Below are 18,194 nucleotides of genomic sequence, written 5' to 3'. Positions count from 1 at the left end.
AGAGCTAAATCGATGACTCATATAGGTAAAGAAATGACTGTTGTTTGTTAAGGATGGTTCAATCATTGTGAGAAAAAAATCTACTTTCAGATTTAAGAAGGGTTCATTTATAAATACCTATGCTGCACTAAAATCGATTATAGTTGCATTTAATCAAATGGTGTGTTGTAAAATAAAATGCAATAATTAAAAAGACATGAAGATTCCTTATCCTAAACTTACCACAACATAGGGTAAGGAGCGAATCATCATGTCGTACACATATTTTAACCCAAAGAACGCTAAAGGACATTTGAAATTTAATGTTGATATATAAAAAATTAGAACTTCCAATATTCGAGAGTTCTAATTCGTAATATAGTTTGCTTCAACTAAAGCACTGTTTGTTGAAGAACAAACTCCGTTGTGTTTTTACTGATTAAATTTCCTAATTAGCTTAAAAAGTAAATAAGTTGAGAAAAATAAGACAATCCCTGCTATGTTAAACTCTATATATACTTTTACTAGGTCCATCAAAGAATTTAGGGGATAAAAACCGCTAAGTAGTAGAGTTGGAAAAACCGTAATCAGCATTGCACCATAATGAGCAATAATTTGTTTTGAAAATTTCCAATGATTGATTTCATATATGACACTGGTCAGACCTAAGAAAAAAGCAATGACACCATAAAAAAAGAGAGCACTTGATTCCTCAGCAGCCCCTTGTAACCTATTCCATAAAGAAATGATTAGCAGTAAAACAAATGGGGTTATACCTCTAAGCAATCCCTTTAATAATAAGTTCAACGAAATCCCCTCCGAATTTAACTTCAGCTAATATTTATTGCTCAATTTTATATAGTTAGTCTTTTAAAAAACTAAACTTCTTCTCCGACAGCGGATATTAAATCTAAAATTAAATGCTATCAATGACCAAGATTATCGCTATCGCCACTAAGTGGTTCAATTTCTTCTCCGTTTTTATCGAATACAATAGTTTTCTGAGCCGGTTCTTTCAAAACTGAAAAATAAACAAAAGTTCCAATTATGATAACTAATATAATTAACATAATAGAAATCCGTTTTTTCATAAGTATCCTCCTTATAAGATATAATAGGAATTACTTGATTGTGGCGTAGCTGCATAATAAGTTTCCTGATGTTTGGATTATCTACAACAAAATGGGAAGATTCACTTGATTGGTAAGAAGCGGAGTTATTAAGATACTCAACTTTTGTTGAGGCAGTTGCAGCTAAAGGTGATATTAAATCATCATTTGTCGGCTCAACTAAATCGTCCTTATTATCGCATATGATTACAGCGGGTTGAGTTCCCTCAATACTAGATTTAATTTTTTTAGCAAAAACCGGAAAATACCAAGCATGAATGGGATAATTAATAATCCTAAGCTCCTACCTAACATTTTCTTATAAAACAGGTGTGATTGCCTAAAATTAAAAGATTATTTTTTACTAGCAAATTAACAATAACATACAATTGCCTTAGTTACAATTTAAAGTTATAATTCAAATATAGAGAATAATAGGAAGATGAATGACTTAAACTTAGCTGAAGTCAAGAAAGAATTTGAAGAAATGGAAAGAGTTATATAAGAAATATTTAAAAGGGTATATTTAGAAAACGAGGTAAAAAACAAAGAGTTAATTAAAGCAGAAATAGACGAAGAAATTAGGAGTATTCCAATAATAGATACCCATAAAATTACAGGAGGTGTTAAAGATAGTAAGTAAAGTACAGAAAAAATTTTTTATATACATAATTTTTGTCGTGTTATTTATTTTTGTTATTTTACCTTTCCTATCAAATACTGATTCGTTGTTTGGATATGTAAGAGTTGATGAAAAGGATATGACTGATGAAGAATCAACACTATCAGTGACAAGATTAGATACTGGAGAACAGTTGACTGTAGAGGTGGACAACACAAAGTTTTATTTGGAAGGCAATTCTATAGCCAAAAGTGAGATATGGAATGATATTGAAAAAGAGACTAACTATTGGGTATCTTTAAATAAAAATAGCTTACCCTATAGGATTTTTGAGAAATATAAACTTAATGTGTTTTATATGGATTAATTTTGCTATATAGTTCTTTTGTTCTGCTGAGTAAATTAAGTTATAGATAGAGCTAAGGAAAGAGGTTTCCCATCTTATATGGAAAACCTCTTTGGTCATGGCGTAATTCATCATTACTCATCAAGCAAAATTGTCGAATGAAAGAAGCCTTTGTCAGTTAAATATCTAAGTTGATAGGCTCGTTTTGCTGTTTCACCTAGTTTTTCGAGCAAATTATGATTCGCATATGCTCCAACAATAGCACCAAAGCCAGGAACGAGTTGAAGCAACTTGGCGAGATCCATATAGTCACGATATTCTTGCTGGAAAGTGTACCAGTCCATATCACGGACTCGTTGTTTGTTTTCATTCCAGTTGCTGATCAGCTGATAGGTTTCTTTCCGTTTTTGATCACTTGAGAAAGCTAATTGGAACACATAAAGCATGAACATTCTTTCCTCATATTCTTCTATATTATAACCGTAGACAGTTGCAACCTCAGATAAGAATTTAATTTTAATCGATAATAGTAAAGGGAAATCAGCTAGACCTAACAGAATGCCACCGACACCTGTTCCAGCGCCTTCTATTACAGCCGTTTGTTGAGCTGCCTTAAATTTTTGGTAAAATAATTGATCTTTTTCATATAAATTTTTTCCAACATCTTGTGCTTTATTAGTTATAATATTCGATCCAGCTAGCGTTGCCTTTACCATCTGCTTAATACTATCTGTAATGATGTCATGTGCTTTTTGTGGGATCAGTTTATTTAATTTTGTTTGGGTTTGTTTAGACATTTGACTAAATAGGCTTGAGCGTTTCAGTAATTGTTTGCGCCATTTCTCTAGATCACTTAAAATAAGCTGTTCATATTCAGTCATCTATTCACCTCACTATTTCTTTATCAAAAAAATTGAAACATATTTATTTTATTATACCAAAAAATAAGGTAAGGTAACACGATGTGTCTTTAAAGGGTGAAGATATTCAAAAAAACTAACAAAGCATAAGATCAAATAAAACAACTTGCATGTTACTATTTATACAAAGAAGTAAATAAAAGTTCACAAAATATTCTTTGACAGAAGGCTGAACAATAGATATAATCGTTAAATGTCAGAAAAAAATAAATATTTGAACGATTAATGGCATGTCTTTATTTATACTGTTAGAAAGGAATAGATTTTGTCGAGAAATGATAGTATAAATAAAACTAGTGTATTCACTCAAAAGGACAAGCAAATAGAGTTCTTTTAATCGTCAGAATATTCTTTTTTTAGGAGGATATATATATGGAAAATAGATCGCAATGGGGATCTCGTTTAGGATTCCTTTTAGCAGCAATGGGTTCCGCAATTGGTTTAGGAAATATTTGGCGCTTTCCAGCTGTTGCGTATGAAAATGGTGGGGGTGCTTTTTTTATTCCTTACTTATTTGCTCTACTAACGGCGGGAATACCAATGCTCATCATGGAATTTACCATTGGGCATAAATATCGCAGTTCATCACCAAGAGCCTTTAAACGGATAAGTGGAGGAATGGAATGGATCGGTTGGTGGCAAGTCGCCATTTCATTTGTTATTTCTACTTATTACCCAGTTATTGTGGCATGGGCAAGTATGTACGCTTACTTTTCCTTTTCACAAGCATGGGGAAGTAATCCTGAGTCATTTTTTGTTAATGAATTTTTAAATGGGACAGATCCAGGAGTATTTGGTTCAGTTGTGCCGAGTGTATTGATTCCAATGATCCTAATCTGGGTAGTTGTCTTTATTATCCTATTTAGAGGAGTTAAAAAAGGGATTGAATTAGCTAATCGAATTTGTATTCCACTCTTATTAGTGTGTTTTTTATTAATTGTTATCCGTGCTGTCACACTACCAGGTGCGTTATCGGGATTAAATGCCTTTTTTGCTCCTGATTGGTCTTCAATTATGGATGGCTCTGTATGGGTTGCGGCTTATTCACAAATTTTCTTTAGTTTATCGATTGGTTTTGCCATTATGATTACTTTTTCATCTTATTTACCAAAAAAATCGGATATTACCAATAATGCTTTTATTACTGGTTTCTCTAATTCTTCTTTTGAGCTGTTAGCTGGTATTGGGGTTTTCGCAGCACTTGGTTTTATGGCAACCCAAACAGGCCAAGAAATTTCAGAGGTTGTTGAAGGAGGAATTGGTTTAGCATTTATGGTTTTTCCTGAGATTATTAGTCAAATGCCTGCTTCAGCTCTGTTTGGCTTTCTCTTCTTTGCTTCACTTGTTTTAGCAGGGTTGTCATCAATGGTATCAATATCTGAAACGTATATTGCTGGTTTACAGGAAAAGTTTAATATTTCACGGCGTACTTCAGTTTTAGTAGGGGTTGGGTTAGCTACTATCTGTTCATTATTGTATGCGACACAAGGTGGCTTGACTTTGCTTGATACCATCGACTATTTCATTAATAACTATGGAATTGCTTTAGTCGGTTTAATAGAAGTAGTCGGGATTGCTTGGTATGTGCGTGAATTGGATAACTTACAAGCCCATGCTGACAGTGTGTCAGATATTTTACTTGGACCATGGTGGAAGTTTTCACTGCGTTTTGTGACACCACTTGTTTTAGGTTATATGATGATTCAAAACTTAAGGACAGACATGACAAGTGAGTATATGGGCTACCCAAGAGAATTTTTGTTTAACTTTGGCTGGACGGTTGTTATTGGCGCAATGGTATTTGGTGTTCTGATCACAATGAAAAAATGGCCAAACGAAAAGTAATTTAAAGGGGTGGAAAAATGTCAGCATCAGCAATAGTTATGATGATTATCGGAATGTTAATTATTTGGGGTGGATTAGCATTTAGTATTTTACACGCATTTAGGTCTGCCAAATAATTTTGCTTAGCAATAAGCGTTGTAAAGAATCTTCTCTTTACAACGCTTATTTTAAATGAATTGATAACTATTGATTTTCTGCTTTTTTTAATGATGAATAAGGGTCAAATGCCCATTGGTTTTCTCCATTATCTTTATACATCCCGTAATGGAGGTGGGGTGGAAACTTTCCGGAAGTACCTGGTGGCCCATATCCAGTTGATCCTACATAACCGATCACATCACCTGGTGTGACGATATCTCCTACTTCTAATTCGGCCTCAAACCCATTAAGATGAGCAAAATAGTGATAGATATTATTAAGGTCTCGAATGCCGATACGCCATCCGCCATATTGATTCCAACCTTTAATTTCTATCGTTCCGTATGTGGTTGCTCTAACAGGAGTCCCATAGCCTGCAAAAATATCAGTTCCTTCATGGATGCGCCGACCGCCAAAACCTCGTCTGTCACCCCATGTACTACGATAACTATAATTAAAATGTTTAGGAATGGGGAAGGTTGTTTCATCAAGTTCTGTTGTTTTAAATGTGCGATAAATTTTGGCATTTTGTTTAATGGTTTTAACAGCCAAAGGTCGTTGGTAAAAGTCCCATATGGCTTGATGGATTTGAGGTTCAGTTAACCCGTAGTTTAATAAATAATTTGCCAGGGTATAGAGTTGATCTTCAGGATCCTCAGGATTCGCTGTTCCATCTCCATTGCCATCAAGTCCTAATCCACCGTGAAACAAGATCGATGATTCAGATTGATCGTGGTTAATATTGGTAACTCCAAACCAATAGTGTTCTGGAAAATGAATTGAAATTAATTGTTCATCACGATTAATCTGGCGCTCGTATTGATCAATGGCAGCTAAGTAGTACCAAGGAATTTGGGTGAGTGCCTCTGTCTTTTTATACAAAGCCTGTCTTTCTTTGTTTTGATCCACCTCTTCAGCAGATAAAACGGGATAAGGTATACATAATAGGATAAGAAGAAAAGAAATAATTATTTTATTCATTAACATGACCTCTTTTGAAAAAGCTTATAAGTATAATATGATCATATTTGTTTGGAAAAATGAATGGAAGTTTGAACCAAGGATTATTTTTACTAACTTGACTGTTGAAGTTCCCTACTCTGTGCTAAAATAAACAATAAGCAGGTCATTGAATTTACATTTTCTAAAAATATTTAATACTAGAGATTATTTTTAAAAGGAGTATAGCTATATGATGGAAATGGTGGAAATCGAAGGGCATATGTATCAATTAATTGAAAATCATAAAAATGGTTTTGATAAAAAAGCTTTTGTTGAACGATATAGCGATATACTAGCAAAGTATGATTTTATTGTAGGTGATTGGGGCTATGAGCAATTGAGATTAAAGGGATTTTTTGATGATCAAAGCACAAAGGCGAGTTTTGATACGAAGGCAAGTGCAATTGATGATTATTTATATGAATACTGTAATTTTGGTTGTGCCTATTTTATTGTTAAGCGAATCGTTCAATAACTTAAAAAGTATTTCATTTTTACATATTAGTGGGTAAGAAAAACTCGTATTCATTAAAGGACAGATGAATACGAGTTTTTCTAAGCTTTATCACAGATAACCGTCCGTAAAACTCGGGGCAACCCGACGTTGGTCACACAAGCGTTTTCGCAGGACGCGAAGACGTTAGCTTGTGTTCCTTAACAATCAGTGGGTATTAAGGGATACAGACTAAGATCACGACGTCCTGGGACTCAGAATAAGAAAACCACTTATTCTTGCGGTGTAAAATCTTCGTAGCTTTCCTTCGTGCGGTTACTCGCCCCATCGAAAGGACTTGGGACTGGGGCTCAGAATAAGTAAGACACTTATTCTTGCGATGCAAATACTTCGTAGCTTTCCTTTGTGTGATGACTCGCCCCACCGGAACCATATGCATGACCTACATCCTGTAGGCCCAACTCCCACTGATTGAAGTTTCGTTTTATCAGTCTAGCTTATGAAGCTTAATTCAATAACTAATCATGGTAATTTTAATCAAGTTCTTCATCGTTAGCTACGCCGTGTGCAAGGCGACTTGAGGCAGCAGCTGCAATGGCACCCACGATATCATCAAGAAAGGTATGACATTCCCCGCTTGATTTATCATTTAGCTTTTCAAGAATACCGGGCTTTTGTTTGTCAATATAGCCATAATTCGTAAACCCAATTGAGCCATAAACATTGACGATGGATAAAGCAATGATTTCATCTACCCCGTATAGTCCTTCGTCAGTGCTAATCGTTTCTTGAAGCGGAGTGACAAGTTGATTTTGCTCAGCTAGGACATCAAGTTGAATCCCTGTTATAACAGCATTTTGAACTTCTCTTTTACTTAATACTTTATCGACATTTTCAAGACAATCTTCCATTTTTAGAACATCATGATAAGGTGATTGGAGATAGTAAACGAGTTCAGCAATATCTTGAAGTGTTACACCACGTTCTTTAATCCAATCGCGTGCTTTTTTTTCTAGATCTGTTTTAGGGTTTTGCTCTGACATATAACTCCATCCCATCTCTGAATAATTTAGTATCAATCATAGCTAGAAAAATGGATTTTTTCAAATCATTTACTAGTTCATGTTGATCAGGTTAAAGATTATTCTTTGTTATTACAGACTATATCATGAATAAAATAAAAAAGATATTGAAATTGCTTGACGATAAGACATATAATAAGCGATAAGTCATTTTCACTTTTTTCTGAAATTTATGTTAATTTAATCTTGAATCTAATACAAGCAACAGGTATAATGTCCTCAATAGATATACATTTGTTCACTGGATAAATACAAGGGGGAGGCGTTAAAATGGATACGGTGAAAATAGGATTATGTGGTCTAGGAACCGTTGGTACTGGGGTAGTAAAGGTTTTGAAGGATCATAAAGCGAGAATAAGACACATGTTGGGCTGCAATGTTGAAATCGTAAAGGTGTTAGTTAATAATGTTGATAAGCCAAGAGATGTTGTGATTGATATGAACTGGCTAACTGCCGATCCTGATGAATTAGTTAATGATGAAGAAATTGAAGTCATTGTAGAAGTAATGGGTGGGATCGAAGGAACGAATCAATTACTTGAGCGTGCCTTAAAAAATAAAAAGCACATTGTGACGGCAAATAAAGATTTAATGGCATTGTATGGTCAGAAGCTGCTTCGTTTAGCAAAAGAAAATCATTGTGATATTCTTTATGATGCGAGTATTGCCGGTGGTATCCCCATTGTTCGAACACTTGCTGATGGTTTAGCATCTGATCATATTGAAAAAATAATGGGTATTGTGAATGGAACAACAAATTACATCATGACCAAAATGACCCAAGAAGGTTTAGCCTTTGATGATGTCCTAAAAGAAGCACAAAGATTAGGCTTTGCAGAAGCTGATCCAAGTGCAGATGTTGATGGATTAGATGCTGCAAGAAAGATGGTTTTATTAGCAAATCTAGCTTTTAAAATGGAACTGAATCTTGATGATGTTACCGTTAAAGGGATTCGGCAAGTCAACCAAGAGGATATTAATTTTGCCAAAAGTTTGGGGTATATTATTAAATTGATTGGAATTGCTTCCATAAATGATTATAAAGCTGAAGTAACCGTGGAGCCGATTTTGTTACCCAAAGATCACCCCTTATCACTTGTCAATAATGAATTTAATGCTGTTTTTGTACATGGTGAGGCAGTTGGTGAGACGATGTTCTATGGTCCAGGTGCTGGTAGTCTGCCAACAGCTACAGCAGTTGTTTCCGATCTTATGGAAGTGATCCGCAATATTCGTTTAGGTATAAGCGGTCATTCATACATTAGTCCACAATTTGAACGTAAGCTAAAAGTAGATGCTGAGAAATTTTCACGTCATTTTATTCGATTAGCTGTTGAAGACCAAGCTGGTGCTTTTCAAGAAATTACGAATGTTTTTTCTGATCACGATGTTAGCTTTGCGAAAATTTTGCAATTACCAGCAGAAAAGAAAGGCCGTGCAGAGATTGTCATGATCACGCACCAGATTAGTCAGGAACAATTATTAAAAAGCTTACAAGCATTAAAAGATTTAACTGTAGTTGAACGTTTAATCAGTCACTACAGAGTTGATGGGGAGGAATAGTTAATGGCTTGGCAAGGACTTATAAAAGAATACACAGAATATTTACCAGTAAATGAAAACACACCAATGATTAGTTTACATGAAGGGAATACACCATTAATTAAGCTTGAAAAAATTTCTGAGAAATATGGAATCGAGGCTTACGCAAAAATTGAGGGAATTAATCCGACGGGTTCATTTAAGGATCGTGGAATGGTGATGGCAATCGCAAAAGCAATTGAAGATGGAGCCAAAACAGTGATTTGTGCATCAACTGGAAATACCTCAGCCTCAGCCTCTGCTTATGCAGCAAGAGCAGGATTAAGATCAATTATTATTATCCCTGAAGGGAAAATTGCTCAGGGTAAGCTTGCTCAGGCTGTTATGTATGGAGCAGAAATTTACTCGATTAAAGGAAATTTTGATGATGCCCTTCGCATTGTACGTCAATTAGCTGAGCGTGATGAGATTACTCTTGTTAACTCTGTTAATCCCTATCGAATTGAAGGACAAAAGACAGCAGCTTTTGAAGTGTGTGATGTACTCGGTCAAGCACCAAATTATTTATTTATTCCTGTTGGTAATGCTGGAAACATCACTGCCTATTGGAAAGGTTTTAAGGAGTATCATGAAAGCAAGCAAACGGGTCTACCAAGAATGATGGGTTACGAAGCAAGTGGAGCAGCTGCTATCGTTCATGATCGTGTTTTTAAAAACCCAGAAACAGTCGGAACTGCGATTCGAATCGGTAATCCTGCTAGTTGGAAACAAGCAGTCACAGCTCGCGATGAGTCTGGTGGGACGATTGATGAAATTAATGACCAGCAAATGATCGCTGCTTATCAATGGATGGCAGAAAATGAGGGGATTTTCGCTGAGCCCGCATCTAATTCTTCTATTGCAGGTTTATTTAAGGCATTAGAACAAGGTGAGGTGGAGAAAGGTTCCAAAGTTGTCTGTGTCTTAACAGGTAATGGATTGAAGGATCCAAACACAGCGATTGAGTATAGTGATATAAAACCAACCGTACTCGAAAATGATGATGAAGTGGTGATGCAGGAAATTCTTGGTCGTGCTTCATTATGAGTTGGCAAATAAAAGTACCAGCAACAACCGCTAACATAGGAGCTGGTTTTGATTCAATTGGAATTGCTTTAAATTTATATCTTACTTTGACCATTGAGCAAGCAAATGAGTGGGCGTTCATTCCTCTTTCAGATCATTTGAAACATTTGCCGATTGACAAGTCAAATATTATTTATCAAATGGCTAAAAAGACTGCAGAACGGTATCAAATAAGTGAACTTCCTGCTTGCCGTGTAGAACTGAAAAGTGATATTCCATTAGCGAGAGGGCTTGGAAGTAGTGCAACAGCGATTGTCGCTGGGATTGAGTTAGCCAATCAATTAGCGGGATTAAACTTATCCGCTGATGAAAAGATGTTGCTGGCAACAGAGATTGAGGGTCATCCCGATAATGTAGCTCCTGCTGTACTAGGCGGGTGTATCATTGGTCATTTTGATCAAACTCTAGAAACCATTCGTGTTCCGATTGACGATCTTACTTTTGTCACGATTATTCCTGATTTTGAATTAAAAACAAAAGAGGCACGGCAGATCTTACCCAAACAGTTTACACATGGGGAGAGCGTGAGAGCAAGTAGTGTTGCTAATGTAAGTGTTGCCGCTATTTGTCAACAAAATTGGCCGCTTTTAGGAGAGATGTTGAAGAAGGATTGCTTCCATCAACCTTATCGAAAAAAATTAATCCCGCATTATGATGAAATTGAGCAGGAATTGATGAATCATGTCTATGGTTTATATTTAAGTGGAGCAGGTCCAACCATGATTGCCCTAGCGTCTCAAGCACAGGTCACTCAATATCTCGAACAATGGAAGAGAAGTTTTCCTGATTTGAAATGGTTAGTTTTAGATGCTGTAAATCAAGGTGTTTCTGTTGTAGAGCGCTAAGTAAATTATTAAGCGAAATTATAAGAGACTACCACAGTATCATGTCGATACTAAGGTAGTCTCTGTTTGATTATCGGTACTTGTATAACTAAACAATATTTCTCACGATAAAGATTTGGAGTTGGTCTGAATTCCCCAACGACATTGAAAATATTTGGGACTCAGAATCAGAATAAAAAATTACTTATTCTTGCGGTGTAAGCACTTTGTAGTTTACTTTAGTGTGATTACACACCCCATGATAAAATTTGATAATAAGCTAAGATTTTCTAATTAAATATTATTAAACAACCTGTTCTATTTCACGTACACCAGGTACTTCTGATACCAATGCACGTTCGATTCCAGCTTTAAGTGTAATGGTTGAGCTTGGGCAATTTCCACACGCTCCTAATAAGCGTAGACGTACAATACCTTCATCAACTTCAATTAATTCAACATCGCCACCATCACGTAGTAAGAATGGACGTAATTTATTTAAAACTTCTTGCACCTGCTCTTGCATCATCCATCTACTCCTTTCTTTCTTCCTTTCGTAAGTATACCATTTATTGATCATTTTAAGAAGTATTTGATTTTATTTCTTGGGAAATATTTTTTAATAAACTATAGACAATAAGTTTGAAGTTTACACATATAATAGATTGAGCGCTGCATTTGAATTAATCGTTGCTTTTGCGTATACTTATTGATAATAAGAATGAGGAGGGTAAGGATTGATGGTTCTCCAAATTACCGAACAAGCTAAAAATCAAATAATAGAAATGCTAAAACATGAAGAAAATGATCAATTCAGACTTCGCTTTGGAGTCAAAGGCGGGGGATGTAGTGGTCTGTCTTACTCATTAGGGTTTGATCAAGAATTCGATGAACAGTTAGATTATATTGATCAAATGAATGATATTCCAGTCACGATAAGAAAAGAAGATCTCCCCATTATTGAAGGCACAACGATTGATTTTAAACAGAATATGATGGGCGGCGGTTTTACGATCGATAATCCAAATGCTATTGTATCCTGCGGTTGTGGCTCCTCTTTCAAAGCAAAAGAACGAGAGGGAATACCAGAGAATTGTTAAGGGCTTCTCGATAGAAGTAAATAAAGTTTTTAAAGCATATAGACAGCTTTATTAAAAAGGGTCTCTTCGATGGATGATTTTTACAAATTATTTATTGAAGAGGTCTTTTTTTATCACAGATAACCGTCGTAAACTTGGGACTCAGAATAAGAAAGACACTTATTCTTGCAGTGTAAATGCTCTGTGGTTTTCCATAGTGTGATTACTCGTCCCACTGGAAACACTTGCATCCTGTAGACCTGACTCCCACTGATTGTGGTTTCGTTTTATATCGTTAGAAATACGATGTTTTCTTCATACCTAAGGATCTTTGGACTCTCTCGTAATGGGTTAGCCAAAGATCTTTAAGTATGGCAACAGGACAAGTTTTATATTACATTTGTTAGAAAAAATTCTAGTCTTCCAAAGTTTACTGATATTCTTCAATATACTCTTGATAATCTAATACTTCAATTGCATTGGACCAGTGCAAGACCGTTCCGATAAAGTCTTTAATATCTAGGCCAGGCATCTCATATGTTTCATCCGTATTAACAGTTCCAGTAGCGTCCTCAATGAACGTGACTTTAAAGCCTCGATCAAAAGCTGATATGGCGGTAAACATACAACAAAATTCAGTATTAAATCCGATGATAAACAAGTGATCTATATCCAATTCTGCTAATTTGTTAGCAAGTTCTGTCTGAAAGAACGAACTTGGTGTTTTCTTTTCAAGGACATGATCAGCATAGTCTTTTAGGGAATGATGTAGTTTAGAACCATCAGAATATTTATATAACGAGCTTTCTTCTATATCATCTATATGTCTCATGAAGATAACAGAATTATCGTTATTTTTAAAATCTCTAATTATATTTTCCATCAATAAAAGTTCTTCTGTAAAATTACCAAAATTAACAATACCATTTTGTACATCAATGACTAAAAGGGCTTTTTTCATTTTCTCACCTGCTTATCTCTTTATAAATATCACGACTTTTGTATAGTTATCGTCTCAATTCATCATACCACTATCATATAAGTAAAACTAGGATTTTCGCGATAAAGACTTGGCGAAAACCCTAGTTTCTCTAAAATTTATTCATTAAACAGACTGGTTGAGTGCTGAGGCTGTATCCTTGCATTTGGTTCCATGGCTGCTTTAGCATTATTGATTGCCGTTGGTCCTTCACCAAAACCGGTCGCAATTAAGTTGACTTTGCCGGGATAGGTACAAATATCACCAGCTGCATAGATCCCTTCAATATTTGTTTCCATTTTTGAGTTGACCACAATACTGTTTTTTTCAATCTCAAGTCCCCAGTTTTTAATTGGCCCCAGTGATGAGATAAAACCATAATTAACAATGACATCATCTACATCAATCGTGATTTCTCGTTCACCTCTTACTTCTTTCACTTTAACTTGTTCGATCAGTTCATTACCGATCAAAGCTTCAGGAACAAAAGGAGTTAAGACTTTCACCTTTGATTCGGCTAATCTTTTGACACTATGCTCATGAGCGCGGAATTGTTCACGTCGATGAATTAAAGTGACTTCTTTTGCAATCGGCTCCAACATCAATGACCAGTCAACCGCAGAGTCACCGCCGCCAAAGAGAACAACACGTTTATCTTTAAATTGCATCATATGATCAACAAAATAGTGTAAATTTCGATTTTCATAGGCAGAGGCTTCTTTTAAATTGAGTTTTCGTGGTTGAAAAGCACCATTTCCAGCGGTAATAATAATGGTCTTGGAAAAATGGGTGTTTTGATTTGAGATTAATTTAAATGTCCCATCTTCCAATCGTTCAACATCCTCAATGGCTTCCTCTAAACAAAAAGTAGGCTCAAACATTTGTAGTTGTTCTTGTAAGTTGTTAACTAAGTCTTGGGCCCGTACTTTTGGAAAACCCGCCACATCATATATATTCTTTTCAGGGTAAAGGGCACTTAATTGGCCACCAATATGTGGCAGACTTTCGATTACTTTGACACTAGCTTGTCTTAATCCACCATAAAAAGCAGTGAATAGTCCAACTGGTCCCGCCCCGATAATGGTTACGTCATATATTTTTCTTTCTGTCATGTGATTATCCCACCTGCTCATTCATATTTAACACAACTAACCAATATTTTAACATACTTTTTAACATAATAAATAAATTAAACCTTTGATATTCTTCATTGAAAAAAAAACTTAAAACCGCTAAGATAAAATTATGGCAATATTGTGACGGAATAAAAGGGTGGCGAATTGATAAGGAGGACTTCATTTGACCCCAATAAAAGTTATTATTCTAGGTGCAGGCTATGCTGGATTGACAGCGAGTTTACAATTACAAAAGCAACGATTAGGTGATCAAGTTGAAATCACATTGATCAATAAAAATACTTATCATTACCAAACGATCTGGTTACATCGAAATGCTGTCGGGGTTAATTCAAGGGAGGCATCCGCTTTTAACCTTCGAAAACTCCTTGATTTAAAACGGATCAATTTTGTTAATGATTGTGTAACAGCGATTGATAGTGATCAGCAAATGATAAAAACCACAAATGGTGAATATCAATATGATTATTTAATCGTTGGGCTTGGTTCTGAAATTGATTCTTTTCAAATTCCAGGTCTTAAAGAACATGCTTATTCGATCACAACATTGTCTCAATCTAGCCGTTTATTTGAGCAAATCTTAACTACTTTGAATCAGTATAGTCAAACAAATATGAACAAACCTCTTCATCTTGTCATTGGTGGTGGCGGGTTTACCGGTGTTGAACTTTTAGGTGAATTAACAGAGCAATTGCCGAAGTTATGCCGACAAGTAGGCATAGATGAGCAAAAAATAAAATTAATGTCGATTGAGTATGAGCCTACAGTACTCCCTGAATTTGATTTGGAACTAGGCGAATATGCTATGCAACAATTAGAAAAAAGACATGTCGAATTTTATTTAGGCACAAAAATTAAATCTCTTAGTCAGACAAGTATAAAAATTGAGCAATCAGGATTAGTGGAAGATATACCTGTTGATCTGTTTGTTTGGACAGCTGGTGTGAAAGGACATCATGTCATTGATCAATCAGATTTCCCATCTGAGCTTGGTCGGATTGAAGTAGGGGCTGATTTAACTGTCCCTGGTCATCCGAATGTATTTGTTATTGGTGATGTTGCTTTGATTCGAGATCAAGAGGGCACACCTTATTTACCAAATGCAGATATTGCGATTCAAAAAGCAAGGACAGCTGTACATAACTTATTGGTTAAATTGAATCAGAAAGGGCAGTTAAAGCCATTTGTATTTAAAAATAGAGGAACGATTGCTTCAATTGGTGCACAAGATGCAATTGGTATGACAAGAAAAGGGAAGAAGATCTTTGGCAGGTCAGCCTCGATCTTAAAGAAAATATCGGATTATGTTTTTTTATTGCAAATTGGTGGGCTATCACTTATTTGGCTCCAGTTAAATAAGAAAAAATCAGTTAACAAATAGGTATAAATTTTTAATCCTTTGTCAATCCTGTCTGACTAGAGAGGATGAGTAGAGTGAAAAAATTTTTTTACGTATTATTTTTTACAGTTACATTTGTCTTTGCGAGTCTTTCTACTGTAGCAGCGGTCTCTAATTTAACTTTTTTTGATTTTTTTTCGGTAAACGAAGTAACAGCAACTCGTACGAGTGGAAATTATCAAGTAAAGCCAATCAATTCTCTTTATAAAACAGAGACGATAGAAGCTTTTAAATCCCATATCGATCAAGAGGCAGCTAGCGTTTAATTAATTATGATAAACAAAGTAAAAAGCAAGTTCAACATTTTACTCTAATGAACCTGCTTTTTTTATTTGCTGATATTTAATGAAATAAAGGGTAGATTAGCAAAGCAAGAATAATCCCAGTTAATCCCCCGAAAAAAACTTCAATAGGTTGGTGACCTAATAGCTCTTTCAGTTCCTGTTTCTTTTCAAACTCTTTTTTCTTAGCCCAGACTTTTGCTTCTTCAACAAAATATTGAAAGTCTTTAACAAGCATATTTAGAACAATGGCTTGTTCACCGGCTTGTCTCCTGATACCAGTAGCATCAAACATGATAATAACACTAAAGACACATGATACTGCGAAAATACCGGATGATAAACCATGGTCTATTCCTATTCCAGTTGTAACAGCTGCAACAGCAGCTGAATGACTACTTGGCATTCCACCTGTACTAAATGCAAGGCCTGGTTTGAATTCTTTTGTTGCAATATAGTGGATCGGTACTTTTACCCCTTGTGCGAAAAGAATCGCAAACAGAGCAACGATTAGCGGGAAATTTTCAAACACAGTCACCCTTGACACATCCTCTCAGTCTCTAATCAAATGATATCGCTTATTATAGCATAGGTATTTCATTAAAGTCATGCAGTTAAGGTCGAAATTCAGATTAAATTTTACGAATATGCCTAGGTAACCGATTGATTAATTTACCCAAGATAAGTGCAGCAACAAAGGCTAAGCCGATATCTTTAATTAAAAAGGGAATCATACTTATCCAAGCAGCCTGATAGGTGATGTTTAGGCCAAGCCAGGTGTTCATAGCTAGGTACATATAAGTTATACCGATCATATAATTCACCAATACCCCAGTCAATGAAATAACGATGCTTATTTTTACTGTGAAAACACGGATCTTTTCCATCGAATAGCCTGTTACATAGGCAACAAAAATAAATGAAATTAAAAATCCGCCCGTATAACTAAAGAGGACGAATGGGCCAGCTTGCATTTGAGCAAAAACAGGCACACCCATCAGACCAATCATGATGTAACCAACCATTGCTAAGGTTCCAATGTATTTTCCAAGCAGTAGACCTGCCATTATACAAAAAAAGGTCTGGAATGATAATGGAACAGATACTCCGCCAATTGGAATCGATAAGAACGGAAACCAAAATGTGATATTTGCTCCAATTGCCATTAAACAAATAAAAAGAGCACTATAACATAAATCTGTTGTTGAGATATTTTTTATCATATTTCCTCCTGAAATGTTAACTGTTTATATTTTAAGTTAACAATAACGGTAAAAATAGGAACCTGTGGTAAAACAGGCTCCTCACGTTCAACACTTTTATTTCTAGTCCATAATAGCTGCGTCTAAAGCAACTTCAATCATATCATTGAAGGTTGTTTGTCGTTCTTCGGCTGTCGTTTCTTCACCTGTTAAGATATGGTCTGAAACCGTTAATATCGCTAAGGCTTGTCGGTTAAATTTAGCCGCGAGTGTATAAAGGGCAGTTGCTTCCATTTCAACACCTAATACTTGATAGTTTGCTAATTTATTTAGTAGTTCTAAGTTGTTTTCTCGATAGAAGCTATCACTAGTAAAGACATTCCCGACTTGCAATTTAAGTTCTTTTTCAAGTCCAACATTATAGGCGTTTTTCAATAAAGAAAAGTCTGCAATTGGGGCGAAGTCAATACCGCCAAAAACCATTCGATTGACTTGAGAGTCCGTTGTTGCAGCTTGAGCTAAGATTACATCACGAACTTTGACGTCTTTCTGAATCGCACCACAAGTGCCAACTCGTAATAATTTTTTTACATCATATTCTTGAATAAGTTCATTAACATAAATTGAAATAGATGGGACCCCCATGCCCGTCCCTTGAACAGAAATTTTTTCATTCTTATAAGTGCCGGTATAACCTAACATGCCACGAACTTCATTATAACAAACAGGGTTGTCTAAAAAATTCTCAGCGATATATTTTGCTCGCAATGGATCGCCCGGTAAAAGAATTTTATCAGCGATATCACCTTTTTTTGCTCCAATATGTGTACTCATAAAACAAGCCTCCAATACAATGTTATATGGTAAATTTATCACAATCATTTTCAGATTACAAATGAATTTATCACGCGAACTATGTTAAATGATTTAGGAACCATCAAGAAAATAGTATTTTATTGATGACCATACCCTAATGTAGCGTAAACTTTTTTGCTCCATATCGAGATCAGTCTATCTTTTTCTGTTAAATTTAACCTCCATCTAGAAAAACTGAGTAGAGCACTTCTATTCCACTTTTTATTCGAAACACCTGCTTAAAAGGTCGGATAGAACGCCTCTATCACTCGTTT

The 18,194-nt window shown here is 35.4% G+C and carries 21 protein-coding genes; 10 read left to right on the top strand and 11 right to left on the bottom strand.

Annotated elements, in window-relative coordinates; all coding sequences use genetic code 11:
- Positions 1–411: 411 nt before the first annotated feature.
- Both ACS127_RS16910 and ACS127_RS16905 read right to left on the bottom strand, forming a co-directional pair.
- Positions 412–786: a DUF3021 family protein gene (locus ACS127_RS16910; protein ID WP_440896184.1), complete on the bottom strand. Its 375-nt coding sequence runs from the start codon at positions 784–786 to the stop codon at positions 412–414.
- Between the two features lie 119 nt (positions 787–905).
- Positions 906–1,070, bottom strand: coding sequence for a hypothetical protein (locus ACS127_RS16905; protein WP_440896183.1), 165 nt, complete (start codon positions 1,068–1,070; stop codon positions 906–908).
- 746 nt (positions 1,071–1,816) lie between these two features.
- Here ACS127_RS16905 and ACS127_RS16900 point away from each other — a divergent pair.
- Complete coding sequence (locus ACS127_RS16900) at positions 1,817–2,077, top strand: hypothetical protein (protein WP_440896182.1); 261 nt, start codon at positions 1,817–1,819, stop codon at positions 2,075–2,077.
- Positions 2,078–2,190: 113 nt separating this feature from the next.
- Here ACS127_RS16900 and ACS127_RS16895 read toward each other — a convergent pair whose 3' ends face one another.
- Positions 2,191–2,937: an EcsC family protein gene (locus ACS127_RS16895; protein WP_440896181.1), complete on the bottom strand. Its 747-nt coding sequence runs from the start codon at positions 2,935–2,937 to the stop codon at positions 2,191–2,193.
- Between the two features lie 411 nt (positions 2,938–3,348).
- On the opposite strand from ACS127_RS16895, the gene ACS127_RS16890 reads away from it, so the two are divergent.
- Positions 3,349–4,821 (top strand): sodium-dependent transporter, encoded by a 1,473-nt coding sequence (locus ACS127_RS16890; RefSeq protein WP_440896180.1) that lies wholly within the window; start codon positions 3,349–3,351, stop codon positions 4,819–4,821.
- A 17-nt stretch (positions 4,822–4,838) separates the two neighbouring features.
- On the top strand, positions 4,839–4,937 hold the full coding sequence (locus ACS127_RS16885) for a methionine/alanine import family NSS transporter small subunit (protein WP_440896179.1): 99 nt from the start codon (positions 4,839–4,841) through the stop codon (positions 4,935–4,937).
- 67 nt (positions 4,938–5,004) lie between these two features.
- On the opposite strand, the gene ACS127_RS16880 is transcribed toward ACS127_RS16885, so the two are convergent.
- The gene (locus tag ACS127_RS16880) at positions 5,005–5,940 is read right to left on the bottom strand and encodes a M23 family metallopeptidase (RefSeq protein ID WP_440896178.1); all 936 of its coding nucleotides are present in this window, start codon (positions 5,938–5,940) and stop codon (positions 5,005–5,007) included.
- Between the two features lie 220 nt (positions 5,941–6,160).
- Here ACS127_RS16880 and ACS127_RS16875 point away from each other — a divergent pair, with 220 nt between their 5' ends.
- Positions 6,161–6,436 carry a YutD family protein gene (locus ACS127_RS16875; RefSeq protein WP_440898168.1) on the top strand — a complete coding sequence of 92 codons (276 nt, stop codon included), beginning with the start codon at positions 6,161–6,163 and terminating at the stop codon, positions 6,434–6,436.
- A 512-nt stretch (positions 6,437–6,948) separates the two neighbouring features.
- Here the strand turns inward: ACS127_RS16875 and ACS127_RS16870 are convergent.
- On the bottom strand, positions 6,949–7,458 hold the full coding sequence (locus ACS127_RS16870) for a phosphatidylglycerophosphatase A family protein (protein WP_440896177.1): 510 nt from the start codon (positions 7,456–7,458) through the stop codon (positions 6,949–6,951).
- Between the two features lie 309 nt (positions 7,459–7,767).
- On the opposite strand from ACS127_RS16870, the gene ACS127_RS16865 reads away from it, so the two are divergent.
- Genes ACS127_RS16865 through thrB form a run of 3 tightly spaced genes read left to right on the top strand, consistent with a single transcriptional unit; the run spans position 7,768 to position 11,009 of the window.
- The gene (locus ACS127_RS16865; protein ID WP_440896176.1) at positions 7,768–9,060 is read left to right on the top strand and encodes a homoserine dehydrogenase; all 1,293 of its coding nucleotides are present in this window, start codon (positions 7,768–7,770) and stop codon (positions 9,058–9,060) included.
- Positions 9,061–9,063: 3 nt separating this feature from the next.
- Positions 9,064–10,125, top strand: a complete 1,062-nt coding sequence (gene thrC / locus ACS127_RS16860) for a threonine synthase (RefSeq protein WP_440896175.1) — start codon at positions 9,064–9,066, stop codon at positions 10,123–10,125.
- On the top strand, positions 10,122–11,009 hold the full coding sequence (thrB, locus tag ACS127_RS16855; RefSeq protein WP_440896174.1) for a homoserine kinase: 888 nt from the start codon (positions 10,122–10,124) through the stop codon (positions 11,007–11,009). The genes thrC and thrB overlap by 4 nt, the downstream gene beginning before the upstream one ends.
- Before the next feature lie 283 nt (positions 11,010–11,292).
- On the opposite strand, the gene ACS127_RS16850 is transcribed toward thrB, so the two are convergent.
- Positions 11,293–11,568 (bottom strand): NifU family protein, encoded by a 276-nt coding sequence (locus ACS127_RS16850; RefSeq protein WP_440896173.1) that lies wholly within the window; start codon positions 11,566–11,568, stop codon positions 11,293–11,295.
- Between the two features lie 160 nt (positions 11,569–11,728).
- On the opposite strand from ACS127_RS16850, the gene ACS127_RS16845 reads away from it, so the two are divergent.
- The gene (locus tag ACS127_RS16845; protein WP_440896172.1) at positions 11,729–12,088 is read left to right on the top strand and encodes a HesB/IscA family protein; all 360 of its coding nucleotides are present in this window, start codon (positions 11,729–11,731) and stop codon (positions 12,086–12,088) included.
- A 409-nt stretch (positions 12,089–12,497) separates the two neighbouring features.
- Here the strand turns inward: ACS127_RS16845 and ACS127_RS16840 are convergent, their stop codons facing one another.
- Both ACS127_RS16840 and ACS127_RS16835 read right to left on the bottom strand, forming a co-directional pair.
- Positions 12,498–13,028 carry an isochorismatase family protein gene (locus ACS127_RS16840; protein WP_440896171.1) on the bottom strand — a complete coding sequence of 177 codons (531 nt, stop codon included), beginning with the start codon at positions 13,026–13,028 and terminating at the stop codon, positions 12,498–12,500.
- 137 nt (positions 13,029–13,165) lie between these two features.
- A complete protein-coding gene (locus ACS127_RS16835; RefSeq protein ID WP_440896170.1) occupies positions 13,166–14,158 on the bottom strand; it encodes an NAD(P)/FAD-dependent oxidoreductase in 993 nt (330 codons plus the stop codon).
- A gap of 187 nt (positions 14,159–14,345) precedes the next feature.
- Here ACS127_RS16835 and ACS127_RS16830 point away from each other — a divergent pair, with 187 nt between their 5' ends.
- Together ACS127_RS16830 and ACS127_RS16825 are read left to right on the top strand one after the other, a co-directional pair.
- On the top strand, positions 14,346–15,563 hold the full coding sequence (locus ACS127_RS16830) for an NAD(P)/FAD-dependent oxidoreductase (protein WP_440896169.1): 1,218 nt from the start codon (positions 14,346–14,348) through the stop codon (positions 15,561–15,563).
- A 53-nt stretch (positions 15,564–15,616) separates the two neighbouring features.
- Positions 15,617–15,847, top strand: a complete 231-nt coding sequence (locus ACS127_RS16825) for a hypothetical protein (protein WP_440896168.1) — start codon at positions 15,617–15,619, stop codon at positions 15,845–15,847.
- A 76-nt stretch (positions 15,848–15,923) separates the two neighbouring features.
- Here ACS127_RS16825 and ACS127_RS16820 read toward each other — a convergent pair whose 3' ends face one another.
- The 3 genes from ACS127_RS16820 to deoD form a co-directional block, all read right to left on the bottom strand.
- Positions 15,924–16,400 (bottom strand): divergent PAP2 family protein, encoded by a 477-nt coding sequence (locus ACS127_RS16820; protein ID WP_440896167.1) that lies wholly within the window; start codon positions 16,398–16,400, stop codon positions 15,924–15,926.
- Positions 16,401–16,494: 94 nt separating this feature from the next.
- Entirely contained in the window at positions 16,495–17,085 is a 591-nt protein-coding gene (locus ACS127_RS16815; protein WP_440896166.1) for a biotin transporter BioY, read from the bottom strand.
- A 102-nt stretch (positions 17,086–17,187) separates the two neighbouring features.
- Positions 17,188–17,898 (bottom strand): purine-nucleoside phosphorylase, encoded by a 711-nt coding sequence (gene deoD, locus ACS127_RS16810; RefSeq protein WP_440896165.1) that lies wholly within the window; start codon positions 17,896–17,898, stop codon positions 17,188–17,190.
- Positions 17,899–18,194 lie beyond the last annotated feature (296 nt).

Source organism: Amphibacillus sp. Q70, from assembly GCF_052055485.1.
Taxonomy (GTDB): Bacteria; Bacillota; Bacilli; order Bacillales; family Amphibacillaceae; genus Amphibacillus.
This window is presented reverse-complemented; position numbering and strand designations above follow the sequence as displayed.